General features: G+C 43.9%; 20 protein-coding genes. 10 read left to right on the top strand and 10 right to left on the bottom strand.

Annotated features, from left to right (window positions below):
- The first annotated feature begins 89 nt into the window (after positions 1-89).
- The 3 genes from BUB08_RS10870 to BUB08_RS10880 all read left to right on the top strand — a co-directional run bounded on the left by BUB08_RS10870 (position 90) and on the right by BUB08_RS10880 (position 2,718).
- Positions 90-1,259: an ATP-binding protein gene (locus tag BUB08_RS10870; RefSeq protein WP_073001612.1), complete on the top strand. Its 1,170-nt coding sequence runs from the start codon at positions 90-92 to the stop codon at positions 1,257-1,259.
- 279 nt (positions 1,260-1,538) lie between these two features.
- Positions 1,539-2,030, top strand: a complete 492-nt coding sequence (locus tag BUB08_RS10875; protein WP_139249672.1) for a hypothetical protein — start codon at positions 1,539-1,541, stop codon at positions 2,028-2,030.
- A 70-nt stretch (positions 2,031-2,100) separates the two neighbouring features.
- A complete protein-coding gene (locus BUB08_RS10880) occupies positions 2,101-2,718 on the top strand; it encodes a copper homeostasis protein CutC (RefSeq protein WP_073001733.1) in 618 nt (205 codons plus the stop codon).
- Positions 2,719-2,799: 81 nt separating this feature from the next.
- On the opposite strand, the gene BUB08_RS10885 is transcribed toward BUB08_RS10880, so the two are convergent.
- The 4 genes from BUB08_RS10885 to BUB08_RS10900 are packed head-to-tail and all read right to left on the bottom strand — an operon-like array spanning position 2,800 to position 8,277.
- Positions 2,800-4,065, bottom strand: coding sequence for an L-rhamnose isomerase (locus BUB08_RS10885; protein ID WP_073001615.1), 1,266 nt, complete (start codon positions 4,063-4,065; stop codon positions 2,800-2,802).
- Positions 4,066-4,087: 22 nt separating this feature from the next.
- Positions 4,088-6,823: a glycoside hydrolase family 78 protein gene (locus BUB08_RS10890; RefSeq protein WP_073001617.1), complete on the bottom strand. Its 2,736-nt coding sequence runs from the start codon at positions 6,821-6,823 to the stop codon at positions 4,088-4,090.
- Between the two features lie 30 nt (positions 6,824-6,853).
- Positions 6,854-7,168, bottom strand: coding sequence for an L-rhamnose mutarotase (gene rhaM, locus BUB08_RS10895; protein WP_073001619.1), 315 nt, complete (start codon positions 7,166-7,168; stop codon positions 6,854-6,856).
- A complete protein-coding gene (locus tag BUB08_RS10900) occupies positions 7,168-8,277 on the bottom strand; it encodes an L-rhamnose/proton symporter RhaT (RefSeq protein WP_073001621.1) in 1,110 nt (369 codons plus the stop codon). Before BUB08_RS10900 ends, rhaM begins: the two co-directional genes overlap by 1 nt.
- A gap of 128 nt (positions 8,278-8,405) precedes the next feature.
- Between BUB08_RS10900 and BUB08_RS10905 the strand changes: the two genes are divergently transcribed.
- The gene (locus BUB08_RS10905; RefSeq protein ID WP_073001623.1) at positions 8,406-9,269 is read left to right on the top strand and encodes an AraC family transcriptional regulator; all 864 of its coding nucleotides are present in this window, start codon (positions 8,406-8,408) and stop codon (positions 9,267-9,269) included.
- On the opposite strand, the gene BUB08_RS10910 is transcribed toward BUB08_RS10905, so the two are convergent.
- Positions 9,259-10,011 (bottom strand): class I SAM-dependent methyltransferase, encoded by a 753-nt coding sequence (locus tag BUB08_RS10910; RefSeq protein ID WP_073001625.1) that lies wholly within the window; start codon positions 10,009-10,011, stop codon positions 9,259-9,261. The two genes, BUB08_RS10905 and BUB08_RS10910, sit on opposite strands and share 11 nt — an antisense overlap.
- A 116-nt stretch (positions 10,012-10,127) precedes the next feature.
- On the opposite strand from BUB08_RS10910, the gene BUB08_RS10915 reads away from it, so the two are divergent.
- From BUB08_RS10915 to BUB08_RS10930, 4 genes are all read left to right on the top strand, one after another.
- Positions 10,128-11,837 carry a S8 family serine peptidase gene (locus BUB08_RS10915; RefSeq protein WP_073001627.1) on the top strand — a complete coding sequence of 570 codons (1,710 nt, stop codon included), beginning with the start codon at positions 10,128-10,130 and terminating at the stop codon, positions 11,835-11,837.
- 126 nt (positions 11,838-11,963) lie between these two features.
- Positions 11,964-13,010, top strand: a complete 1,047-nt coding sequence (gene trhO / locus BUB08_RS10920; protein WP_073001628.1) for an oxygen-dependent tRNA uridine(34) hydroxylase TrhO — start codon at positions 11,964-11,966, stop codon at positions 13,008-13,010.
- 109 nt (positions 13,011-13,119) lie between these two features.
- Complete coding sequence (locus tag BUB08_RS10925) at positions 13,120-14,103, top strand: tRNA dihydrouridine synthase (RefSeq protein WP_073001629.1); 984 nt, start codon at positions 13,120-13,122, stop codon at positions 14,101-14,103.
- A 79-nt stretch (positions 14,104-14,182) separates the two neighbouring features.
- Positions 14,183-15,430 carry an outer membrane protein assembly factor BamB family protein gene (locus tag BUB08_RS10930; RefSeq protein WP_073001631.1) on the top strand — a complete coding sequence of 416 codons (1,248 nt, stop codon included), beginning with the start codon at positions 14,183-14,185 and terminating at the stop codon, positions 15,428-15,430.
- A gap of 26 nt (positions 15,431-15,456) precedes the next feature.
- Here BUB08_RS10930 and BUB08_RS10935 read toward each other — a convergent pair whose 3' ends face one another.
- Genes BUB08_RS10935 through BUB08_RS10955 form a run of 5 tightly spaced genes read right to left on the bottom strand, consistent with a single transcriptional unit; the run spans position 15,457 to position 21,774 of the window.
- Positions 15,457-17,610 (bottom strand): hypothetical protein, encoded by a 2,154-nt coding sequence (locus tag BUB08_RS10935; RefSeq protein WP_073001632.1) that lies wholly within the window; start codon positions 17,608-17,610, stop codon positions 15,457-15,459.
- 57 nt (positions 17,611-17,667) lie between these two features.
- On the bottom strand, positions 17,668-18,939 hold the full coding sequence (locus tag BUB08_RS10940) for a DUF4861 domain-containing protein (RefSeq protein WP_073001634.1): 1,272 nt from the start codon (positions 18,937-18,939) through the stop codon (positions 17,668-17,670).
- 2 nt (positions 18,940-18,941) lie between these two features.
- Entirely contained in the window at positions 18,942-19,745 is an 804-nt protein-coding gene (locus BUB08_RS10945; protein WP_073001636.1) for a gluconate 5-dehydrogenase, read from the bottom strand.
- Positions 19,746-19,757: 12 nt separating this feature from the next.
- Entirely contained in the window at positions 19,758-20,600 is an 843-nt protein-coding gene (gene kduI / locus BUB08_RS10950) for a 5-dehydro-4-deoxy-D-glucuronate isomerase (RefSeq protein WP_073001637.1), read from the bottom strand.
- A 7-nt stretch (positions 20,601-20,607) separates the two neighbouring features.
- The gene (locus BUB08_RS10955; protein WP_073001735.1) at positions 20,608-21,774 is read right to left on the bottom strand and encodes a glycoside hydrolase family 88 protein; all 1,167 of its coding nucleotides are present in this window, start codon (positions 21,772-21,774) and stop codon (positions 20,608-20,610) included.
- Between the two features lie 105 nt (positions 21,775-21,879).
- Here BUB08_RS10955 and BUB08_RS10960 point away from each other — a divergent pair, with 105 nt between their 5' ends.
- A complete protein-coding gene (locus BUB08_RS10960; RefSeq protein ID WP_073001737.1) occupies positions 21,880-22,905 on the top strand; it encodes a LacI family DNA-binding transcriptional regulator in 1,026 nt (341 codons plus the stop codon).
- A gap of 743 nt (positions 22,906-23,648) precedes the next feature.
- Positions 23,649-24,335 carry a hypothetical protein gene (locus tag BUB08_RS10970; protein ID WP_073001640.1) on the top strand — a complete coding sequence of 229 codons (687 nt, stop codon included), beginning with the start codon at positions 23,649-23,651 and terminating at the stop codon, positions 24,333-24,335.
- Positions 24,336-24,621 lie beyond the last annotated feature (286 nt).

Here is a 24,621-nt window from a genome sequence, read left to right on the forward strand (position 1 = left end):
ATATTGCACTTTTCAATGAGCATCTTTAAGTAATAATTGCTAAATACGTTGTGCATTTTGTATCTTTGTGAAAAATAGTTTAGAAAATTATGAGAATATTATATCAGAAATTTGAAACTCTTTTACAAAATACGACAACAAATTTTAAGCGATATTTATATGACAACGTTTCGTGGGAAAGCCGGATGATTGGTATTATAGGTGCACGTGGAGTTGGAAAAACCACAATGATTCTTCAGCATATAAAAGAGAAATTAGATAGCAAAAAAGCCTTATATGTATCTGCTGATGATATGTATTTTGGAGAAAAAAAATTGATTGATTTAGCGGATGAATTCTACAAAAATGCCGGAGAATATTTATTTATTGATGAAATTCACAAATACACTAACTGGTCACGAGAACTAAAAAACATTTACGACTCATTTCCTACATTAAAAACTGTATTTACGGGTTCTTCTGTACTTGACATTCTAAAAGGCTCTGCAGACCTAAGCCGACGAGCAATCATATACAAATTACAAGGACTATCTTTTCGCGAATATTTAAAATTATTTCATAATTACGATACGGAAATTTACTCTTTAGAACAAATCATAAATAACGATGTAAAACTTAACGATATCCGTCATCCATTACCTCTGTTTAATGAATATTTGAAACGTGGATATTATCCATTTGGAATCGAAAATGAAATGGATCTACGTTTAGGACAAATTATCGTTCAAACATTAGAATCAGATATTCCGCAATATGCAAATCTAAATGTGGGGACAAGTCGAAAACTTAAACGATTGCTTGCAATAATTGCAGAAAGCGTACCTTTCAAACCCAATTTTTCAAAAATATCAGGAGTAATTAATGTAAGTAGAAATTCCTTAGATGATTATTTTTCATATATGGAAAAAGCAGGCCTAATTGGACAGTTACGGAATGAGACCAGCGGAATTAGAGGATTGGGAAAAGTTGACAAGGTGTATTTAGACAATACAAATATCAATTACAACTTGGTTGGAGAGAAATCAGATATTGGGAATTTGAGAGAAACATTCTTTTTCAATCAAATGCGAGTAAAGAATGAAGTAATATCTTCAAAAAAAGCAGATTTTGTAATTGATGATTATACGTTTGAAATTGGAGGAAAAAATAAGCAACAGAACCAAATTGACAGAGACGGTAAATCATTTGTTGTAAAAGACGATATAGAATATGGTTATCTCAATGTGATTCCACTTTGGGCGTTTGGCTTGAATTATTAAAAAAAAACAATACCTAGCTTTAACATTTTGTAGATTTCATAGGGTTTTTAACGTTTAGGCTTTTATCAAAATAAAACGTAACGGTTGACAGTGACGCTCTCCAAAATCCGCCCCGACAACATTTACCAACCGTTTAAGCAACCACTGATTAATAAACTAATTTTGCCCTCAAACGAAATGTTACTTTCGTGTTCTGGCATAAAGATTGCGCCTGAATATTTTTATAAAATTTCTTATGATAAAAACCATTACCCGCTGTCGACAATAAACTCAAAACAAATGAAAAAGTTCCTTTTAATTGCAGTTATTTCCACGCTCTCGTTAAACCTGTTCTCGCAGACTTTCAAGCTTGAAACGGTATTCTCCGATAAACGAACGGAAACATATTTATCGTATTGGAAGCCTTTGGATGCTGACTTCGAAACTGGCTCCCAATATTTTTCGTTGTGGGGTTACCAACTTTACTTTGACGACTGGGTTAACGGAGCATACGAAACCGAATACTTCAAAGGAAGTGCAACCGAGACATTCAACTTCTTGACCGAAATTATTCAGTTCACCGAAAAATATAAACACGAAGACAAAATTGTAACGTATATTTCGGGAGTGCAGATTAAAACCATAAATCAACTTGGTTTTAAATATACTTTAGTGTATGATAAAGAGCGCAAGGTGGTTTGTATGTTCAAACAAAAACAATGGGAAGAGATTCTCCATCAGTTTGAGTCGTATTGTACGAAAGCCGGAATCAATTACGAACACGATAAATAAACGATGCTGCGCCGGTTAACTACGATTTGTTTTTTTGCATGAAAAAGAATTTTCAAATAACGAAACAGCCATGATAAAAGAAGCTTGTGTTGAAACGCTACAGGAAGCATTGCTGGCCGAAAAAAACGGAGCCGGCCGAATTGAGCTCTGTGCAGACTTGTCAACCGGGGGACTGACGCCACCGGCAGAACTTTTGAAGCAAGCCTGTTCAGTTCTGAAAATCCCCGTAATGGCGATGGTTCGTCCCCGTCCGGGTAACTTTATTTATTCGGAAAATGAAATTGATCAAATGAAAAACGATATTGATCTGGCCAAAAAATCGGGCGCTGCCGGAGTTGTTTTCGGACTGCTAACTGCCAACAATGAAATAGACATTCCCAACACGCAGTTACTGGCCGAATATGCCCGCCCACTTCCGGTCACTTTTCACAAAGCCATCGACGTATTGAAAAATCCCCCGGAAGGAGTCCGATCATTAAAAAGCATAAAAGGAATTAAACGGATTCTCACATCGGGAGGAAAAGCTACTGCCAGAGAAGGTGCGGCTGTTATTCGAAAAATGATGGAGGTGGCCGGAGAAGATCTGATTATTTTGGTGGCAGGGAAAGTCACCCACAAAAACCTGGAAGAAATAAAGCAACTGACCGGAGCGAAAGAACTCCACGGAAAAAAAATTGTTCCGATATAAAAAAAAACGGACAGCCCAAAGGCCATCCGTCTTCACACAAATACTATCTATTAGTAACTTACACTTAAATTTAGCTTCATTCTATCTTTTACTCAACACATCTTTTTCGTAAGTCAGTATTTCTGAAATGTAATCTTCGCCTGCCGGAACATCGTTTAACAGGCAGTAATAATCCCAAATAGCACCAAACGGTTTGGTTTTCAATTCTTCGAGCATAGCCAGCCGTTCGAAATAACGTCCTTCTTCCTCCATTTTAACCAACTGAGCAGTCGGCTCCAGCAGAGCAATAAGAAAAGCTTTTTGTGCAGCACGTGTACCAACTACGTAAGCACCTATCCGGTTAATTGAAGCATCGAAAAAATCGAGCCCGGTATTTACACGGCCAAAAAAATTGTTACGGACAATCTCGGATGCAATAAGCTGCACTTCTTCGTTGAGGGTAACCACGTGGTCAGAGTCCCAACGTACCGGACGCGTAACATGAAGTAGAACTTCATCTGTAAACTGAAGGCACGACGAAATCTTATCGCCCACCTGCTCTGTGGGATGAAAATGCCCGTTATCCAAACAAATCAGCTTATTATTTTTGATGGCGTACCCCAGGTAAAAATCGTGCGAACCCACGGTCATCGACTCGGCTCCGATTCCAAAAAGCTTGCTCTCCACGGCATCTTTCAAATACTCTTTTGAAAACTCATTTTCGTATCCCTCGTCGAGCGACTTTTTCAAAAGTGCGCGGTAACCGTTTCTGTCAACCGGCACATCTTTAGAACCGTCCGGAATCCAGGTATTGTGCACACATGGAGTTCCCAACTGTTTTCCCATTTCTGCACCAATTTCCCGGCAACGTTTCATGTGTTCCACCCAAAATTTTCTGATTCCTTCGTCTTTTGAAGAAAGCGTAAAACCACTGTCAGCTTTCGGGTGCGAAAAATAGGTTCCGTTAAAATCAAGGCCGATTCCCAGATTTTTAGCCCAGTCAATCCATCCCTGAAAATGCTCAACTCCAATTTCGTCGCGATCAACCAGTTTTCCGCCAAATTCGCCGTAAATAGCATGCAGATTCAGGCGTTGTTTCCCCGGCAACAAGTGCATCACCTTTTCAAGGTCGGCACGCATTTGCCCAATGGTTTTGGCTTTACCGGGATAATTACCGGTTGTCTGAATCCCTCCGCCGGACAATGCTGCATCCGGTTTTTCAAAACCTCCCACATCATCGGTTTGCCAGCAATGCAAACTAATTACAACTTCTTTCATTTTATCAATGGCTTTCTCTGCTTCCACTCCAATTGCAGCATACTGCTCTTTCGCCAGTTGATACGCTTTTTCAATTTGTGTTCTATCCATAATATTCTTGTTTCAATTTGTGTTATAGCGGGTAACTAAACCGGTATTTTCCTGAACCCAGTTTCAACGTCACGCCCTCTTCATTTTGTTTTGCGTTATTATCAGAATCACTTTTTAACGGCGCAGAATTCAACACAACTTTACTCATTGAAGCTGAAGGGAGTTTAACAGTTGCAGTTGTATTTGCAGGAATCCTCACATCATAAATCATCTGTTCCCCTTCAATTTTCCAGCCCGATTCAATTTCACCGTACATCGATTTATAAGTTGCTTTAGCATTGGTCAGCCCGCCCCCGGGATGCGGAGCGAGGAAGAAATGTTTGTACCCCGGTTCTTTTTCGTCAATCTGAATTCCGGCTACATAATTATACAGCCACTCGCCAATTGCGCCGTAAGCATAGTGGTTAAAACTGTTCATCCCGGCATTTTGAAATGACCCGTCGGGTTTCTGCCCGTCCCAGCGTTCCCAAATGGTGGTTGCCCCTTGCGTAACCGGGTACAACCACGATGGATATTCTTTGCGGTTCAGCAGCATAAACGCCAAATCTTCGTAACCATTATCCGAAAGCGTTTTGCACAGCAGCGGAGTTCCCACAAAACCGGTAGTTAGGTGTTTGAATTTACGGACATCTCCGGCAAGGTATTCTGCCGCTTTGGGGACTAATTTTTCAGGAAGAAGTTCAAACGCCAAAGCAAGCGAATAGGCTGTTTGCGTATGCGAAACCAATCGCCCGGAAGGAGCCACAAATTCGTTGACAAAAGCTTTCTTTACCAAATCTGAAAGGGTTGCATATTTTTCAGCATCTTCAGTTTTCCCCAAAACCAGGGCAATTTCAGAAAGAAGCCTACTGGAATATGCATAATATGCGGTTGCAATAAGATCTTTTTCGGTAGTTGCACCCGGATAATCAGAACGGGTAGTTGCAAAAGCAAGCCAGTCGCCGTAATGCGTGTCACCAATCCAAAGGTAATCATCCCCTGCCCTGCTTTTCATATACTCCACCCAGGCTTTCATACTCGGATACTGCACTTGCAAAATCCGCTCGTCTCCGTATGCCAGGTAAGTTTGCCACGGCACAATTACTGCGGCATCAGCCCAGGCCGTTGACCCACCGGCGCCATTCAATACATCCGGAATAACATGCGGAACCTTTCCGTCAGCCCCCTGATCGGCGGCAACATCTTTCATCCACTTTGTGTAAAACGCAGCAACATCAAAGTTGAAAGCTGCAGTCGCACAAAACACCTGAGCGTCGCCTGTCCAGCCAAGCCGTTCATCGCGCTGCGGGCAATCGGTTGGCACATCTAAAAAGTTGCCTTTTTGTCCCCACTGAATATTATGCTGAAGCTGATTAATGAGCGGCTCGGAGCAGACAAATGTTCCGGTTGGCTCCATGTCTGAATAAATAACAACTCCGGTAATATCATCCAACTCAGGCGTACCCGGGAAGTTTTCAACTTTTAGGTATCTGAAACCATGAAAAGTAAACCGAGGCTCATAAATTTCCTCACCATCTCCTTTCAAAATATAAACGTCTGTTGCTTTGGCGGCGCGAAGGTTTTCGATGTAAAAATTGCCGTCCTTATCGAGCACCTCGGCGAATTTAAGCGTAACAGCCTTTCCTCTTTCCCCTTTTACTTTCATTCGTACCCAGCCAACCATATTCTGGCCCATATCAAAAACAACTTCGCCTTTGGGTGTGGTGATTATTTCGACGGGTGAGATTTCTTCAACTGCTTTTACCGGGACACCCTGCGGGGCAATTAGCGTATTTTTCGGATGATTTAGTGTTTCAACTTTTCCCCAGCCGGAATCATCAAATGCTGTGGTTGCCCACCCCGGCATTTCCAGTCGGGCATCGTAAGTTTCGCCATTGTATATATCAGAAAAAACCAGCGCCCCGGTTGTCGCCTTCCAACTTTCATCTGTACCAATTGTCTCTGCGGTTCCGTCAGAATAAGTTATATGAAGCTGTGCAATCAGAGCCACATCATTGCCGTAATAACTGTGCTGATTCCGGAACCCAATATTTCCCCGGTACCAGCCGTCGCCTAAAATAGCGCCCAAAGAGTTTTGGGATTTTAACATGGACGTAACGTCGTAAGTTTGATACTGAATCCGCTTTCCATAACTGGTCCAGCCCGGAGTGAATAACTCATCGCCAACCTTTTCTCCGTTCAGGTACAATTCGTACAATCCCAATGCAGAAGCGTAAATTCTCGCTGATTTCACTTTTTTTGCTGCCGAAAATTCTTTTCGCAAATACTGGCATGGCTTTGAGCCCTCTGCCTGTTTCTCTTCTGCCATCATAATCCACGAGGCCGACCATTGTTCCGGGGAAAGCATTCCCGTTTCCCAGTAGGCAGGTTCGCTCCATTTTGTGGCTTTATTCTGGTTGTCCCAAATGCGCACCTGCCAATATACACGTTGCATTGCCCCCTGTTCAGGCCCCTCATATTCCACATTGACCGACTGGCTGCTGTTCACTTTTCCTGAACTCCAAATCAATTTATTTTTTCTGTTCAAATTAGATGGCGAATCAGCCACCCTGATTTCGTATGCAGCCTGCGACACATTTTCGTTTTCGGAAAGTATTTTCCAACTCAGTCGCGGTTTTTGTACATCAATACCAATCGGATTGGTATGGTATTCACAAACCAGTTCTGTTACCCGGGTAATTTCTGCGGCGGAAACACCCATGCTGCTCATAATAAATACCGCAGCCAAAAGCTTCGTCCATTGAACTATCCGTTTCATATTTTTATTGTTTTAGTTTAAAATGCTTCACTACTCCATAAAAAACAATTCTTCCAAAGGAATCGTCACCGGTGAATTGTCGGGGTTCGTTTTCATAATATCCGACATAAACTTCCACCATTTTTTAACAATTTCGGTCTGCCCCAAATCCTGCGATCCTCCTTCCCCGCTCACTTTCTGAAAAGCGAAAAGGGTGTTTGTCTCTTCGTCCAGAAAAATGGAGTACTCGCTTACTCCGGACTCTTTTAAAAGTTTCTTCAGCTCTGGCCATATTTGGTCGTGCCGTTTTTTATACTCTTCTTTTTGCCCCTGATTCAGGTGCATTTTAAAAGCTACGCGTTCCATTATCCAAGTGCATTAAGTTCAGGATACAACCATTTGGCAGCCCCAACAACGATAACTGCCAGCAGAATAGCAAAAATCCCCATCAGAATAGTGAAATACGTTTTTTTGGAAACGCCTTTCCATTCTCTGCGGTAAAATCCCCATAAATTAGAAGTCAGGATTATAGTTGACATGTGCAAAATCCACGAGCTTGCACCATTGCCAATTTTGGTTTCGCCCATGCCGTAAAAGAAAAATTGCATAAACCACATTGTTCCGGCCAAAATGCAGAACAGGTAATTGCGGGTTAACGGCGTAGATTTATCTGTAAAATCGCCATAAGTACGATTTTTCAAAATCAGATACCCGGTCCACAGCACATTGGTTGTTAAACCTCCCCAAAGGATAACAAAAAAGGTAATATTGTTCTGAAAGATGTAATTGCCCGAGCCACCGGGATTCATCGCCAGCCAATTGTTATTGGCAATTTCGGCCATTGGTTTACCTGCATCAATACCAAAGCTAAAGAATGCACTTAACACGCCAGACACAATCGCAATAATCAATCCTTTCGACAAGCTGAACTCAGTATTAACGCCGTCTTTCGCCCCACCTAAATCTTTATCCTTTTGCAAGCCGGCTCGGCCGCACAAAATAATTCCGACTACACAAATCAGCACGCCAAACAACACCAGCAATCCTCCGGTGCTGCCAAGCAGGTCTGTAAAAGAAATTCCTTCCGGAATGTACTGGTTGACCCCGGGTATATTACGAATAATAGGCAACCCCAGCGAACCAACTACCGATGTAATACCAAGCAAAACAGAGTTGCCAAGCGACATTCCGAGGTACCGAATTGCCAGCCCGTAAGTAAGGCCTCCCACACCCCAAAGCAATCCCATTATATAAGTTGTTCTTAAAACACTGCCTGTGGAAACCGACAAAATTTCCTGGTAACCGGGAATAGTTAACCGAACAGCCAGGTATGGTACAATCAGCCACGAGAAAATTCCGCCGGTAATCCAGTAAATCTCCCATCGCCACTTTTTCACCCAATTGTAGGGCATATAAAAACTCCCGGACGCAAAGCCCCCGATAGAATGGTAAAGAATCCCTAAAATAACTTGCATTTTTTGTTCCTTTAGATTTGATTTAGAGCAGTAATATTAATTTATATCTTTGAGGTAAAATTATAGCAGTTAGGAGAATTCTCCAATACACAAAATGCTCTGCTATTTGCATTTTTTGACACAAACCAATGAAAAAGTTTTTCAGATACCTGACCACGGCTGCTGAAGATATAAACTGGGGCATTTATTTAAAAACAGCAGGCTCGTTAAACATCCCGCCCCAGGAGGAGTATCCACCCATTGAGCATCCGTCGGGCTACTATTTCACATGGGAACAGGGACGAAAATTGCAGGAGTACCAACTCAACTACATTACCGAAGGGGAAGGAATATTCGAAAACAAAACCGGAACTTTTCCGGTAAAAGCGGGGAGCCTTATGGTTATTTCACCGGGAATGTGGCACCGTTACAAGCCAAATTTCCAGTCGGGCTGGACCGAAAACTATATAGGTTTTAAAGGAAAAGCGATTGAAAATTTTATGAAGCACCGGCTGTTTTCTCCGGAGCATCCCGTAATACAGCTAGGTGAGCGCGAAGAAATACTGGATACTTTTCTAAAAATCTTCGATCTGATTGAAGCTGAACAACCCGGGTTTCAACACATTGCTTCCGGGCTAATTATAAAACTGCTGGGGTATCTCGTGGCGTTTGACAAGCAAAAAGAATTCTCGGGAAAACCTATTGCCCGAATTATTGAAGAAGCCCGCTTCAGAATGCGCAGTGAAGTGGGCAGAAACTTCGACATCGAAAAGTTTGCCGCAGAAAACAACGTCGGATACTCGTGGTTTCGCCGGATGTTTAAAAACTACACAGGCCTGTCGCCGCGGCAATATTGCCTTCAGCTAAAAATCATACGGGCAAAAGAGTTGTTGCTGAGCACCGACCTTTCGGTAAAAGAAATCAGTTACGAATTGGGGTTTGAATCCATCCACTATTTTAGCCGGGTTTTTAAACAAAAAACGGGGAAAAGTCCGAGCGATTTCAGGGGATAGTGTTTTTCACAGCTTTTGCAACCAATGGCAAATGCTTTCCTCCAAATGCTTCCTCTTGAAAATTGGAGAACAACTGAATTTCGCCAAACCCGGCGTCTTTCATCAGGTTGAATAACTCGGCGCTTTTTAACGCATAAAGCGGCACTTCATTAGAAATTAACTGTTTCTCCTTTTTTAGCTGAAGCTCAGTCTGAAAGCGAACCAGTGAACTGCTCCCGTCAAAAACGTACCTGCGCAAAAACCTGATCTTTTCAGACTCAACTACAGGCAATTCTGAAACCTGCCCGGCAAGAATATAATCGTAGTTCAGAATCTGCAACAGAAACTTTCCTCCCGGCCTCAAAACAGCACAAACTCCCCTCAGCATTTTAAGCACAGCCTCTTCTGACGGGAGGTGAACCAGTGTATTCCCAAAACAAAGCACTGCATCAAAAACACAGTTCTCAAAATCATCCTTCAGGTTTATCATATTTCCCTTTTGAAATTTTGCTCCCGAATACTTCTTATTCAGAACAGCCTGCCTAAGCAAATCTTCATTCAGATCAATACCGGTTACATTTGCTCCTGCTGTTGCCAATTGCGAAGCCAGTTCGCCGGTTGCGCAGCCGATATCAAGAATTCGTTTTTCTGCCAGCTCTCCAACCGCCGACTTCACAAATTGAAGTTGAAGCGGATTAAAAGGAAAAATTTCGGAGTAATACTTCGATACAGACGAGTAGAATTTATTTTGTATTGAGCTCATAAATTGAACATTAACATTTCAGAGTAAAGTATCAGAAAAGGCTAAACACATTTTGTTTTCCTTAAAAATATTCGGAAATTACATTGCTAAAGGTAATCAAATCAAAATTTTACAGGATGAAAACATTTCTAAAACTCTTCACACTTGCATTAATTCCCTTTCTTTTCTATGCCTGCGATGAAGCTCTGGTAGAAGAACAAATCGCGGAAGAAGTTACGCTTAAATCGGCTCAAAATGCCAAAACAAGTTATGTTGTGTTTCTGAATGACGCTGAACTGAACATGGAGCTTTCTTCTCTGAAAGGATATGAAAAGCGGCAGCAGGCAGCTCAAAAAGCAGCCGAAAAAGTAATGAAACGCGCAGGAGTAACCGACGGGGAAATTGAGTTGGTTTACGGCACGGCTGTAAAAGGATTTGCAGCAAAAATTCCTCCGGGACAACTCAAGAAGCTGGAAAAAGATCCTTCTGTTCTTGCCATTAAAGAAGACAAAATAGTAACGTTGGTTCATCCGATGGCAAAACCCGGAGATGCCGATGTTTCGATAAGTGCAACTCAATCCATTCCGTGGGGAATAACCAGGGTTAACGGCGGCGCAGACGGAACCGGAAAAACTGCATGGGTAATTGACACGGGAATCGATCTGGATCACCCGGATTTAAATGTTGACACAGAGCGAAGCAAAACGTTCGTATCAAAAACATCTTCGGCAGACGATGACAATGGCCACGGCTCACACGTTGCGGGAACAATTGCAGCAAAAAACAACGATATTGGTGTAATTGGAGTAGCTGCCGGCGCAACGGTAGTAGCGGTAAAAGTTCTCGACCGGCGTGGAGACGGATACTACTCGTGGATTATTGGAGGAATTGACTATGTGGCGGCAAACGGCTCTGCGGGAGATGTTGCCAACATGAGCCTGGGCGGCAGTTACGATAAAGCGCTTAATGATGCGGTAATAGCAGCAGCGCAAGCAGGGATCAAGTTTTCGCTGGCAGCAGGCAATGAGGGAACTGATGCCAATACAAAATCTCCGGCAAGCGCAAACCACCAGAATATTTACACGATTTCGGCAATGGATAGCAACGACAACTTTGCCTATTTTTCCAACTACAGTAATCCTCCGGTAGATTACTGCCAACCGGGAGTCAGCATTTATTCGTGTTACAGAAGGGGCGGATACACAACCATGAGCGGCACATCAATGGCAGCCCCACACATGGCAGGGTTACTGTTGCTTGGCCAAACAAAAACCGACGGTTACGTCAACGGAGATCCTGATGGAAGTGCCGACCCGATATTAGTTTACAGCGGAACAGTCACGCCTCCGGAAAATAAAGCGCCAACGGCAAACTTTACTTTCCAAGCCAATAACCTGACGGTAACATTTACCGATGCAAGTAGTGATTCGGACGGTACAATAAGCTCCTGGAGCTGGAATTTTGGAGACGGAAATTATTCAACTGATAAAAATCCGACACACACCTATTCCCTGCCGGGCAGCTACCAGGTTGCACTTACGGTTACCGACGACGACAACACAACAAATACAAAACAACAAACAGTTACGGTTGCCGAAAGTCCGGGAGGAAGCATTACGCTGTCTGCAACGCTAAGAAAAGTAAAGGGAGAAAAATTTGTTGACCTCTCCTGGAACGGAGCAGAAGGAAGCGAAATCACTATTAAGGTAGATGGAGCAACCTATTCTGTTGTTGCAAACGACGGTTCAGAAACAATAAGTTTCGGGAAATCACGCGGAGCAGTCTCTTTTGCTATTTGCGAAACCGACGAATCGGGTTGTTCCAATGAAGTCATGCTGAATCTTTAGAAAAATATTCTCATCACAAAAGCACAGTGCATAACGCTGTGCTTTTTTTATGCAAACACAAAATACTATTTTGTCTTTATTTTCAGTTTACCTATTTTTGCGGCGCAATTTTCATGAAATACATCAATGCAATTACACAACAAAATAAACAGGGAAGAACTGAAACAGAAATTAGCGGAAGAGACCTTTCGCAGAAAAACCATCTCTTTTTACAAATACCATTACCTGGACAACCCTCAGGAATTTAGAGATAGCATTTACCGCGACTGGTTTGCCCTAAACTGTTTCGGGCGGATTTACGTTGCACGCGAAGGCATCAATGCACAAATGAGTGTTCCCGAGCATCTTTTTGAATCGTTTCTAAAAACTCTGGATAACTACCAAATACTAAAAGAAATTCCCATCAAATACGCCATTGAAGACGATGGAAAATCGTTTTACAAACTCACCATAAAAGTGCGTCCCAAGTTGGTCGCCGACGGGCTGGACGACGGCGCCTACGATGTCACAAATGTGGGAAGACATTTATCGGGAGAGGAATTTCATAACCACGTAGGAAAAGAGAACACGGTTGTTGTGGATATGCGCAACTTCTACGAAAGTGAAATTGGCCATTTTGAAGGCGCTGTTTGCCCGCAGGCCGACACGTTTCGCGAAGAACTGGAGATTGTAACCGATCTGCTTCAGAATGAAAAAAATAAAAAAATTCTGCTTTATTGTACCGGCGGCATTCGTTGCGAAAAAGCCAGCGCTTATTTAAAACACCATGGATTTAACGACGTTAATCAGTTGCATGGCGGGGTTCTGGAATATGCCAGGCAGATAAAATCGGCCAAGCTCGATTCGAAGTTTATCGGAAAAAATTTCGTGTTTGACGACCGCCTGGGCGAAAGTGTAAACGGGCAAATTATTTCGCACTGCCACCAATGCGGCAAACCCTGCGATACGCACACCAACTGCGCCAACAACAGTTGTCATTTACTGTTTATCCAGTGCGAAGAGTGCAAAGCCAAATACGACGGATGCTGCACTCCCGAATGTGCCCACGAAAAAGCCGGAACGGCGACTGCAGAGCACCGGCACATTTTCGGAAACAGCCGAAAATACCGAAAAAGCCTGGCTTTGGTGCGCGAAGAGCAACTTCAGCAGAATACACTGCCCCACCAACCCTGAGAACCCAAATAAATATTTCACTGCAATTCTTATCTAAAATAGAAACAGCGGGGCGTAAAAGATTTAAATTGGGTTTATTTGCTGTTTGAAAATTGCTTTAACACGATTTATGGAAAACTTCTGGAAACATATAAAACAACCCGGCTTTTCGCTGGCTCCCATGGAAGATGTTACCGACACGGTATTTCGCGAAATTGTTACGGGAATGTCAGCACCGGGCAAACTCCACGTGGTTTTCACCGAATTTACTTCAGTGGAAGGGATGAACCATCCCCGGGGACGGCAACGGGTTTCGGAACGGCTTATTGTAAATGACTCCGAGCGGGCGCTCCTCAAAGAAAAAGGGATAAAACTGGTTGCACAAATCTGGGGACGAAACCCGGAGATTTATAGCAATATTGCACGACACATTTCAGAAGAATACGATTTTGACGGACTGGACATCAACATGGGATGCCCGGTAAAAAAGGTAGTTAAAACAGGTTCGTGCAGTGCATTGATTGGCGAACCGGAGCTGGCCAAAGAGATCATTCTGGCCACAAAGGAAGCCACCCAACTGCCGGTGAGCGTAAAGACACGCACCGGGATAAAACAGCATCAAACCGAAGACTGGATTTCCCAATTACTGGAGGCAGAACCTGCAGCAATCATTCTGCACGGACGCACCCAAAAAATGCAGTCGGACGGCAGTGCCAACTGGGACGAAATTGCAAATGCAGTGAAAGTAAGAGACCACGCTAATCCGGACATTCCGATTCACGGAAACGGAGACGTTTTTTCTTATGCCGACGGATTAAAAAAGGTGGAACAAACCGGCGTTGACGGGGTGATGATTGGCCGTGGCATTTTTCAGAATCCCTGGTTTTTCAGTCCCGACAAATTGGAAATAACACAGGAAGAACGCATCCAGAAGCTTTTGCAGCACACCCGTTTGTTTGAACAAACCTGGGGAGGAATAAAAAACTTCAACATCTTGAAACGTTTTTATAAAATCTACCTGAACAGCTTTCCGGGAGCGGCAAAAATGAGAGCCGACCTGATGGAGGTAAAAAGCTACGCCGATGTTTATAGCTATTTCGCGCTAAACGAATAACGTTACCCTTCTTTTTTTGTACTTGCTGTAATAATTCCGCCTCCTTTCAGCCTTATTAAAAAATAAACCTGAAAGAAGTATGAAACAGCTTTTTTATTTTTTTGCCATTCTGGTAATCGTTTCGTGCAACAAACCTGAACCGAAAACATATCAGTGGCGGGGAGAAAACCGCACCGGAGTATTCAACGAAAACAACCTGCTTTCAAAATGGCCGGAATCCGGTCCGAAAGAAATATGGGTTGCTGACAGCATCGGTAACGGATACGGCTCGCCCACAGTAACAGAATCGGAACTATTTATTACCGGAGAGAAAGACAGCATGGCCTGGATGTATTGCTTTAATCTGAAAGGGAACCTGCTATGGACAAAACAATACGGCGCAGAATGGGCAAAGCATTATCCGGGTTCGCGCTCGGCTCCAACAGTGGTTGACGATTTAATTTACGCCGGAACCGGCATGGGAATTTTGGCCTGCATAAAACGAAAAACCGGAGAAATAGTATGGACAAGAGATTATATAAATGACTTTGGCGGAGTTCTCCCCATGCATGGGTTCTCCGAAGCGCCGGTAGTTTCGGGCGACAAAATATTCTGTACGCCGGGCGGAACGGAACACAACGTGGTTGCGTTGAACCGTTTTAACGGAGAGCTGATTTGGTCGTGCAAAGGTTTAGGCGAACGAATGGCATACAATCCGGGGAACCTCGTTGAACTGCCAACACGAAAACTTTTTGTAACATTTTCGGCCTATCATCTGATGGGAATAGATACCGAAACAGGCGAACTGCTCTGGACTCACCTGCAAGACAACACGCCCGAAGAAAAAAGGGAACCCGGCACTGGCGACACGCACAGCAACAATGTCATTTTCGAAAATGGGTTTGTATATTACGCGGTTGGCGACGGCAACCGAGGGGTAAAACTTCAACTTTCGGAAGACGGGACACAAATAACCGAGATTTGGCGCGCCCCCGATTTGGATACCTACATGAGCGGTTTTGTGAAACTGGACAACTTTATTTACGGTTGCGGAACACGCAAAAAAGATCTGAAAAGTTTTGATGCGCAAACCGGCGAAGCAATTGATTCGCTAAAAACGGGAACGGGAGCTGTTATTGCTGCTGAAAATATGTTGTATTACTACAACTGGCGCGGCGAGTTGTCACTAATCAGCTGTAACAACGGCAAGCTGCGGCAACAAAGTTCATTCAAAATTACTAAGGGAACCAAGGAACATTTTTCGCATCCGGTTATTAAAAACGGCATTTTGTACCAGCGCCACGGGAACACGCTCATGGCGTTTGACATCCGAAAGGAACAAAACTAACAAGCCTGCGGTTCTACTTTTTTTCGCTAAAACGGAGGAGAAATATTTTCCCATTTCACCTTCCAGTTTTCCGGGAAACCCGGGTTATTGCTTTCGTTTCCTTCAAATCCGGTACACATTGCCGCCACAGCCCACAACAGACCTCCGTTTCCGGGAAGATAAATACGCAACCGGTCGTCCTGGAAATTATGTCCGTTGGCCAAATACGTATTTTTCTGAACATCTTTCAACAACAGTTCAACAGCCTGTTCCGGTTTTCCCAGCCGGGTTGCACAAATTGCGGCCATCGGGTAATCCCAACCCCAGGTGCGGGGCCAGTTCCAGTTTTCAGCAATATAATCGAACGTATTCTCCATAACCTGCCTGTCTGCCGGCATGGTTTCAGGAAGCAGTCCAAACGCCCCAAGAACCATGGGATGGTCGGAATAGTAATGCTCATTTTCGTATGAATCGGGAGCGCTTTCTGCGGCAAGGTACAACCCGTTTTTTTGAGCAAACGATGGCAAGTCATCAATTACCTTTTGCCACTTTTCATCTTTTTCCAGTCCCATCCGCTGCCGCCATTTTTGTGCAACCGATAACCCCCAGTGCCAATAAGCAATCTCAAACGGAGGGTTGAACGTTTTCTCCTTTTCAAGGCTTTCCTGCGCAGGAATTAATGGCGGCCCCAAAATATACCGGTTATTCGCAGCGTCCCAGCGGGCAAAATCAGCCATAAATTCGGCCGTTTCAAAAACCAGCGGTGCGTATTTCTCAAGCGTCTCATGGTTTACTTTTTCACGGCACACCAATTCAGCAAAATAGATGATGTGCGGCTGCTGCCAAATCAGAAATTCACCCACACCAGAAGGGCTGTCATTTCCATCAGGGTCGGTCATTTTTGGCCACCGGACGCCTTTGTACCCCTGAGTGCCGGCTTTGGTTTTCGCCTTTTCAAAAATATCAGAATAATACCCAAGGCTTTTCTCCAGCAACTCCGGCCGGTTCCACAACGCCCAGTGAACACCGTGCCACCAATGCATTTCGAGATGGAATTTACCATACCAACTGTTAAACGTCAACCCGGTTTCCTGGGGAGGCAGTTGGCCGGCGCACTGAATACGGGTAAGATATTGTGAAAGCACCACACGACGTTCCAGTTCCTTTGCACGCGGATCGGCTGTTTCAGAAAAATCAACCGCACCGCCCGACTCCCAGAATGTTTTCCAATGAGCGGCAGAACTCTTTTTTACCTGCAAAAAGTCCATCGGGTTACCCAATTCGTCATTCGGAAGAAATTCAGCCACAAACGAAAAATGCTCTGAACTTCCGCCCGGTTGAAGAACAAAATAGTGCGGCTCTTTTTGAACAACCGTTGCGTTCCCCTCCCAACACCACTGCACAAAATAGGTTGTAGTATCAATAGTGTGTTGAAAAACTGCACTATTCTCATTTTTTGAAATAATTTTTGATTGGTGCTTTTGAATATTTCGCCAGTCAGCAGCGCCGTCGGTGTGATTGCCTGTCGGATACGGAAAACGAAGAGCAATTCCCAGCAACCCTTTTTCAATTAACTGAGAATGAATCTCTGCCCCGATTAAATCGCGCGACGGATGGCAAACGGTCTGAACTTTCGTGCTCCCATTTTCCGTCTCAAAAAAGCTGTAAACAGTGCCCTCCCAAAGATTGAGGCTTTGTTCAATTCCCGAAATGTCTTCGGGTCTGAGCAGATGTCCGTCTTCTGTTAACAATTCGAAACCAATGTTTCCCAAATGCAACCGATGCGGGTTTTGCCTGAAATAGTTCGCCGCATCGCGACTCCTGCCCGGCTTGTTCCACTGCACTGCATAAGGAACTTTCCGTCCTTCCACTTCAAAATACTGAAAAATTTCGTCTAAACGGAAATTTTCTTCGTTTGGAAAACTGTGCCAGCCCCAGTCTGACATGGTGCCGAGGCAAATTCCGTTTTCGTAAACTTCGGGAAAAGTTTGTAATCCGGTGACATCTACGGTAAATGCAAAACCGCCGTTACCAACCGACAGCGAGGCCAGCGAATCGAAATCAGTTACTTTGACATGATGCCTTGAGACCAACGCAAAACGGTCAATTTTGTCGTTACTTTCGAATGTGCGGGAGTTTTGATTTGGGGTGCAGGAAGAGATGGCAAACAGCAATAAAAAAAAGGCAATAACTGGATTCATGGGTTTCGGTTTATTCCACCCAAGATACCAATTATTGCACAATTCTTTAAACCTCTACTACAAAAATGAAATGCTATCTGATAACTTTTCAGCTTCTTCAGCTATATATTTTTTAAACCCTTCTTCGGTTTTCCACTGGTCTTTGTCGAGTCCCCAAACCGAAAAGAAATAGTGTTTTGCGGGTTGCCCGCTGGCACATTTCTGTCCAATGTAACAGGTCTCGGAAATAATGTTGCTGAATCCTTTTTCAGGAACGGTTTCGTAGCCCAGCTTGAAAAAGTTGATGTCGGTGGTCCGGCCTATTTTTCCGGCTTCGGCAAGCGGAACAATCACAGCCATGCCCAGTTCGTCGTTGTTAAGCGACTGAACATCGTGAGTACCGACACACTGGAAACTGCCTGTTTGAAAATCAAACGGTTCCCTTTTTAGATGGCTGGTTACAATTCCGGTTACAATTTGCGAGCCTGCCGGGCAACCGGTTACGGTTACATCCGACTCAAACCAATATTTTCCGGGATAGATAGAAATCTTTTCCACTGCTTCCAGCATATCGCCATCTACTTCCCAGCCTTTGTAACGCAGCTCAAAAACCGATCGCACCGGGCCTTCTGTAAGTTTCTGGTACTCGTAAACATCGGTTGAACCCAATCTGTACAACGAATCGTTTTTCAGCAGCGCAATTCCTCCCGAGCCGAGCGAGCTACCGCAGTGCAACACATCCATTCCCCAGTCGGCCAAATCGTGGTAGCTGCCCATTTCCGGGGTGTGAATTTTATCGATTATCATTTTGGGCATTCGCTTTCCAAAAAGGTCTTTCACATTGCGGCAATCGAAGTAGTTACGGAAGCCGATTTTGTCGTTCTCCCAGTTTACACTTTCGCCCTGTGCAATCACCTTAAACCCATCGGAACAAGGCAGCGCACGGTAACTGTCCACCTCTTTGTAAGAACCGTCTTCCTGTTTGATGCCGAGGCGCAGGTTTGTGCGTTTTTCAAACACAGGCGGGTAATCGGTTCCGTCGGAAAACTCAACCGTAATCTTTTTTGTTTCACCCGGGGCAAAATCCAGCAACAAAGCCACTTCATCCCAGTTGCCGTCGTTGTTCATATCGTCCAGTTGAAATGGCACCAGCGAGTTGTCGGCATTTTTAAACAACGGAAATTGTCCTTCGGCTAAACCGGTTTTCTGCACCAGTTCGGCTTTTGTTAACACCACAACTTCGTCGGGCCGTTCCACATTCTGCGGATTCTGAAACGACAGGCCAGCCTGCTTTCCACAAGAGGACAGCAGGCCAACCAGAATAAAAGCGATAAAAAGCCTGGCTTTCATAATTATTCAGGTAAATCGTTTTCTCCTTTTACATAACCAAAGTTCGCTAAAATACCGCCATCCACATAAAGCACATGGCCGTTTACAAAGTCACTGGCTTTGGATGCCAAAAAGAGCGCTGCGTTACCAACATCTTTTGGTTCGCCCCAACGGCCTGCCGGCGTGCGGGTCATTACCAAATCGTTGAACGGGTGCCCGCCTTCGCGGATAGGTGCAGTTTGTGCCGTTGCGATATAACCGGGGCCAATTCCGTTTATCTGGATATTGTATTTTGCCCATTCGCAGGTCATGTTTGCGGTAAGCAGTTTCAAACCGCCTTTTGCAGAGGCATAGGCAGAAACCGAGTTACGGCCGTAAACACTCATCATTGAACACATGTTAATGATTTTACCCGAGCGTTTTTCAATCATTTTTGGCGCAACGCGTTTTGAAACGATAAGAGGCGCTACCAAATCCACATCAATTACCTGTTTGTAGTCGGACACTGCCATATCGAGAATCGGAATACGTTTGATAATTCCGGCATTATTCACCAGAATATCAATTGTTCCAACTTCCTTTTCAATCTGGCTGATTCCGCGATCTACATCAGCTTCATCGGTAACATTAAACGTTAATGTATAAACATCAACTCCTGCATCTGCATATTCTTTTTTACAACTTTCCAGTTTTTCCTGAGAAATGTCGTTCACACAAATTTTGGCACCGGCTTGTCCGAGTACTTTCCCGATAGCCATTCCAATACCGTGTGTTCCACCGGTAATAAGAGCTACTTTTCCGGTTAAATCAAATAAATCCTGTATCATAACTTTTTTAAATTAACGTAAATCGGTTGTTTTAATATGGTCCATGTCGGTATAGTCGAGGTTTTCACCTGCCATTCCCCAGATAAAAATGTAGTTGCTGGTTCCGGCAGCCGAGTGGATTGACCAGTTGGGCGAAATAACCGCTTGTTCGTTGTGCATCCAAATGTGACGGGTTTCGTCGGGCTGACCCATAATGTGGCACACTGCCTGATCTTCGGGCAGATTAAAATAGAAATACACTTCATTTCTGCGGTTGTGCTGGTGCGGCGGCATGGTGTTCCATACACTTCCGGGCATCAATTCGGTCATACCCATTTGCAACTGACAAGTTTCCACAACCGTGTTAATCAACAACTGATTGATGTTTCTTTCGTTAGAAGACTCCAGCGAACCCATGTGCAGCACGTTGGCATCGGCCAGCGTAACATGTTTTACGGGAAACTCTTTGTGAGCCGGCGCTGAATTGATGTAAAAATGTGCCGGTTTTTCAGGGTCTTCAGAACTGAATACCACCTCTTTGCTGCCCTTTCCGATATAGAGAGCATCTTTACAATTCATTTTGTATTCTGTTCCGTCTACTACAATTGCACCGGCTCCGCCAACGTTAATTACTCCAACCTCGCGGCGATAGCAGAAATATTCTGCTTTAAGCGGATCGATAGTTTCCAGTTTCAGCGGTTTATCTACCGGCACTGCGCCACCTGTAATAAAACGCTCAATTGCCGAGTAAACCAACCGGACATTGCCCGGCTCCATTACTTTCTCAATTAAAAACTCTTTTCTGATTCTTGTGGTATCGTACGATTTGAAATCATCAGGATGGTACGCATACCTTTCTTCATAAATTGTTGCCATATCTATTTTATTTTATCAACTCCTGTTGCCTTTTTAAAGACTCCAGATAATAATAATCAGCATAATTAATAGCCACGTCAACCTCGCTTTCTTTAGGTTTGTGGCCAACGCTGTGTTTCAATATAAATCCTCCGTTTGACCCGTCGTTGGCCCGGTACTCTTTAGAGCTGAGGGTTTCCACAATTTTATTGGCTACATCCAAATACATTTCGCCTTTTGAAGAGTATTGACTCAGCTCAAACAACGCAGACGCTATGATTGCAGCAGCAGAAGCATCGCGGTAAGCATTGGGAATGGCAGGGTCGTTATAATCCCAATAAGAAACCTTGTCTTCGGGCAAATTCTTCAGAATAAAAGCGCCAATGTTTTCTGCAGCTTCCAGGTATTTTTCGTCACCTGTTTCGCGATAACACATGGTGTAGCCGTAAAATCCCCAGGCTTGTCCGCGCCCCCAGGCCGATTCGTGATTCAATCCCTGGTGCGTATGTTTTTCAACCGGCTGTCCGGTAATCGTATCGTAACTTACAACGTGGTATGAACTCCAGTCATCCCGAAAATGATTTTTCAACGTTACATCGGCATGAGAAACAGCTACATCTTTGTACTTTGGATCGCCGGTTACTTTCGACGCCCAGAAAAGCATTTCCAGGTTCATCATGTTATCTACAATAACCGGGAATTCCCATTTACCGTGATCCCACGAACGGATGCAACCGATGGTCGGATTAAACCGGGTCAGTAATGACTCCGAACCTTGTATAATTACGTCTTTGTATGCTTCATTTCCTGTTAAACGGTAAGCATTTCCGTAACTGCAAAAAACCATGAACCCAAGATCGTGAGTTGTTGTGCGAAATTGAACACCATCGAGCTTCAACGTATTGTCAAGGGCAACCCCTTTCCAGTACTCATCGCCGGTCATCTCGTACATATACCAAAACGAGCCGGCCGGGAAACCACATGTCCAGTCCTTTATGGTGGCCCACCAATAGCCGCCATCCTTGTCCGGGTAGGAACGTGGAACTTTGTCATCTGGTATTGCCTTAACCAATACTTTCAACTGATCACTCAACTCTTGTTTTATTTGGGGGAACTCAGCTTTCTTACCTTTTTCTCCCGCACATGAAGTTGCGAATAAGGCAATTAAAACAAATAACAAATTGTGAAGTTTCATGTTGTTTATTTTTAATTTTTCCACAAATGTACGTTTAATAAAATTAAAATGCAATCGATTGCAAATATAAATATTTTTATTAGTTTTACGGAAATTTTAACGCAGATGAAGAAACAGGGCGAGACGACGATTCACGATATTGCACGGAAGCTAAACATTGCAGCATCGACGGTTTCGCGGGCACTGAACAACAACCCGATAATAAGTGAACCAACACGCAAACTGATTGAAAAAACAGCAAAGGAAATGGGCTATCGCCCCAATACGCTTGCAGCCAGTTTCAGAACCAAAAGAACGAACATGATCGGGGTGGTTTTGCCACTCATTAACCGGCACTTTTTCTCATCAGTTATCAGCGGGATTGAGGAAGTGGCATACAGCAGCGGTTTTGCGGTTACTATTTCGCAAACAAACGACAATTTTGAGAAGGAAGAAAAAATTATACAAACCCTTTTCTCGAACCGGGTAGACGGGCTAATCGTATCCATCGGTATGCAAACACAGACATTCAATCATCTCAAACTTTTTTCAGATAAAAAAATTCCTCTGGTTTTTTTCGACCGTGTGGTAGAGGAAATTGATGCCGACAAAATTGTTGTTGACGATTACCGGGGCGGGTTTATTGCCACCGAGCACCTGATAGAACACGGGGCTACAAAAATTGCCCACATTGGCGGCCCGCTAAATGTTAAAATCTACAAAGATCGTCTTTCCGGATATAAAGATGCAATGAATAAAGCAGGGCTTCCGATTGACGAAAACATGCTCATTCACAACAGTCTTACACGCGAAGACGGCACCAATGCCATAAAAAAGCTCTTACTAAACGAAGAAAAACCCGACGCCATTTTCTGTGCCAACGACACCACAGCACTCAGCGTAATTATTTACCTGCGGGAACACGGCATTAAAGTGCCCGACAACATTTCAATCGTTGGTTTTAGCAACGAGCCCTTTTCGGAATTGGTGACGCCGTCCATCAGCACCATCCGGCAACCCGGGTTTGAAATGGGAAAAAAAGCAGCGGAGCTACTCATTAATCACATCAAACAAAAAGAGCAGCACACCAGCAGCCAAACCATAGTAATGCCCACCGAACTGATTGTTCGGGAATCGTCGGGAAGAGACTGATCGTTTTCTGGCAGAGGAAAGTGTCTCAAAAATTTCAAACCCGCTTTGCAAAAGCTACCGTTCATCAAGAAAACAGTTCCGCCCGTCAAGGTATTTTGAAAAGGAACCTTTGGCATTTTTTCAACAGTAAGGATGCCCCGGTGAATACATTGTGACACTGCAAGATGCTCCCGAGGAAACATATAATATCTATACTTTAAAAAAACTTCAGAGACCAAGTCTTTAATACCATTCTTAACAACCAGCTCGTTAATAAAAAATGATTGTGCTTTTATAGTTGGACGCTGTCGGGTGCTGTGCACGCTGACAAATCTGTTTTCCCAGGATTCTTTCAGGTAGAACCTGCAATACAACGCATAGACATAAAATCATTTTACAGCCCACTGCACCCGCCCAAATTTACTGAAGCCCAAGCCCAAAAGGGCAGAACAAGTCAATCAGCTCACTTTTTAGTTGATGTCGGCAAATTAATTTCCAGCATTCAAAATCACCAAAAAGAAAAAAAACAGATATTCATGTCATTTTTTCTTTTAAAGAACAATTACTAACTTGAATATTAATTGATTTGGGCTGGCTACCCCCGAATAATGGAAGTTACCCTGAACAACAAAAATAGCTGTCAAAAAAAATTGCAGTTATCCCTGAAGAATTAAAAAAACCGGCAAGCTTTAACGGAGCCTGCCGGCAGTGATAAACAACGCCCTTTAAAGGGCACATTACTAACAACGTAAAATTACAAAATTATGTCTTACTCTGACGATTTTGAACAATGGGAAGAGACCATTGAAAACATTCCGGCAAAAGATGTTAAGCTGCCAAATCTCCCCATCGATGATTTTGTGGCAAGTACCGAAACCCTGGCTGTTGATGCCAACGAAGACCGCGATGCCTTGACTGCTGCCGGCCTGGATGTAACACTGATTGACGAATTAACGCCACTGAGTGGTGCACTGCGTTATTGCCAGGCCAACTGGATGAGTATTTTCCGGGCTCGTGAGGAAGCTCAAAACCAATGGAAAGAGCAATCGCCCGAGGCCTTTGAATTCCGTGATGAACTCCTGCATGCTTTTTCTTTTGCTTACCGCAATCTCGGCGATGTAAAAAAGAAAGTAATGCGCATCCGCGAAGGCAGAAGTAATGCTGACATGGTACAGGACCTGATTGAACTGGCTGTTTTGGGCGAGAAATACCCCGAACCGCTTACAGCCATAAATTTCGATTTGGAAAAACTTACCCAATCACGTGCTCTATCGCACAGTATGTCGGAATTACTGGCTGCGTCAAACGGTGCTGCCGGCGAAGGCAACGAAGTTAAAGTATTGCGCGACAAGGCTTATACCCTGCTGGCCGAAAAAGCCCGGATTATTCGCGAATATGGGCAGTATGTGTTCTGGAAAGACGAAAGTAAATTGAAAAGATACTATGCTTAGCAATTTGTAAATCATTGATTTTAAACACCCTGTAGAAATTGACCCTCCACGGGGGCTTTTTACCCTTCCCAACGAATTTTCACCCGCCACAATCCGATTTTTTGTGTCCACAACGAAAAATGACCCGCCACAGCGGAAATTTTCAGTCTCACAATGGGAAATCCCCCCTCCACAACGCAATTTTATATGTCCACAACGGGTTTTGCCCCTCCATAACATAAATTCACGGTTTTCCCCGACTGGTTCCCTATCTCCTGATGTTGTTTTGGGATCCATCGTACCGGAT

It is taken from the genome of Mariniphaga anaerophila (assembly GCF_900129025.1).
Lineage (GTDB): Bacteria > Bacteroidota > Bacteroidia > Bacteroidales > Prolixibacteraceae > Mariniphaga > Mariniphaga anaerophila.

Bases quoted from the DNA above. Each gene is read 5' to 3' on its own strand.
- BUB08_RS10870 (WP_073001612.1), top strand. From the start codon at position 90: ATGAGAATATTATATCAGAAATTTGAAACTCTTTTACAAAATACGACA.
- BUB08_RS10875 (WP_139249672.1), top strand. From the start codon at position 1,539: ATGAAAAAGTTCCTTTTAATTGCAGTTATTTCCACGCTCTCGTTAAAC.
- BUB08_RS10880 (WP_073001733.1), top strand. From the start codon at position 2,101: ATGATAAAAGAAGCTTGTGTTGAAACGCTACAGGAAGCATTGCTGGCC.
- BUB08_RS10885 (WP_073001615.1), bottom strand. From the start codon at position 4,065: ATGGATAGAACACAAATTGAAAAAGCGTATCAACTGGCGAAAGAGCAG.
- BUB08_RS10890 (WP_073001617.1), bottom strand. From the start codon at position 6,823: ATGAAACGGATAGTTCAATGGACGAAGCTTTTGGCTGCGGTATTTATT.
- rhaM (WP_073001619.1), bottom strand. From the start codon at position 7,168: ATGGAACGCGTAGCTTTTAAAATGCACCTGAATCAGGGGCAAAAAGAA.
- BUB08_RS10900 (WP_073001621.1), bottom strand. From the start codon at position 8,277: ATGCAAGTTATTTTAGGGATTCTTTACCATTCTATCGGGGGCTTTGCG.
- BUB08_RS10905 (WP_073001623.1), top strand. From the start codon at position 8,406: ATGAAAAAGTTTTTCAGATACCTGACCACGGCTGCTGAAGATATAAAC.
- BUB08_RS10910 (WP_073001625.1), bottom strand. From the start codon at position 10,011: ATGAGCTCAATACAAAATAAATTCTACTCGTCTGTATCGAAGTATTAC.
- BUB08_RS10915 (WP_073001627.1), top strand. From the start codon at position 10,128: ATGAAAACATTTCTAAAACTCTTCACACTTGCATTAATTCCCTTTCTT.
- trhO (WP_073001628.1), top strand. From the start codon at position 11,964: ATGCAATTACACAACAAAATAAACAGGGAAGAACTGAAACAGAAATTA.
- BUB08_RS10925 (WP_073001629.1), top strand. From the start codon at position 13,120: ATGGAAAACTTCTGGAAACATATAAAACAACCCGGCTTTTCGCTGGCT.
- BUB08_RS10930 (WP_073001631.1), top strand. From the start codon at position 14,183: ATGAAACAGCTTTTTTATTTTTTTGCCATTCTGGTAATCGTTTCGTGC.
- BUB08_RS10935 (WP_073001632.1), bottom strand. From the start codon at position 17,610: ATGAATCCAGTTATTGCCTTTTTTTTATTGCTGTTTGCCATCTCTTCC.
- BUB08_RS10940 (WP_073001634.1), bottom strand. From the start codon at position 18,939: ATGAAAGCCAGGCTTTTTATCGCTTTTATTCTGGTTGGCCTGCTGTCC.
- BUB08_RS10945 (WP_073001636.1), bottom strand. From the start codon at position 19,745: ATGATACAGGATTTATTTGATTTAACCGGAAAAGTAGCTCTTATTACC.
- kduI (WP_073001637.1), bottom strand. From the start codon at position 20,600: ATGGCAACAATTTATGAAGAAAGGTATGCGTACCATCCTGATGATTTC.
- BUB08_RS10955 (WP_073001735.1), bottom strand. From the start codon at position 21,774: ATGAAACTTCACAATTTGTTATTTGTTTTAATTGCCTTATTCGCAACT.
- BUB08_RS10960 (WP_073001737.1), top strand. From the start codon at position 21,880: ATGAAGAAACAGGGCGAGACGACGATTCACGATATTGCACGGAAGCTA.
- BUB08_RS10970 (WP_073001640.1), top strand. From the start codon at position 23,649: ATGTCTTACTCTGACGATTTTGAACAATGGGAAGAGACCATTGAAAAC.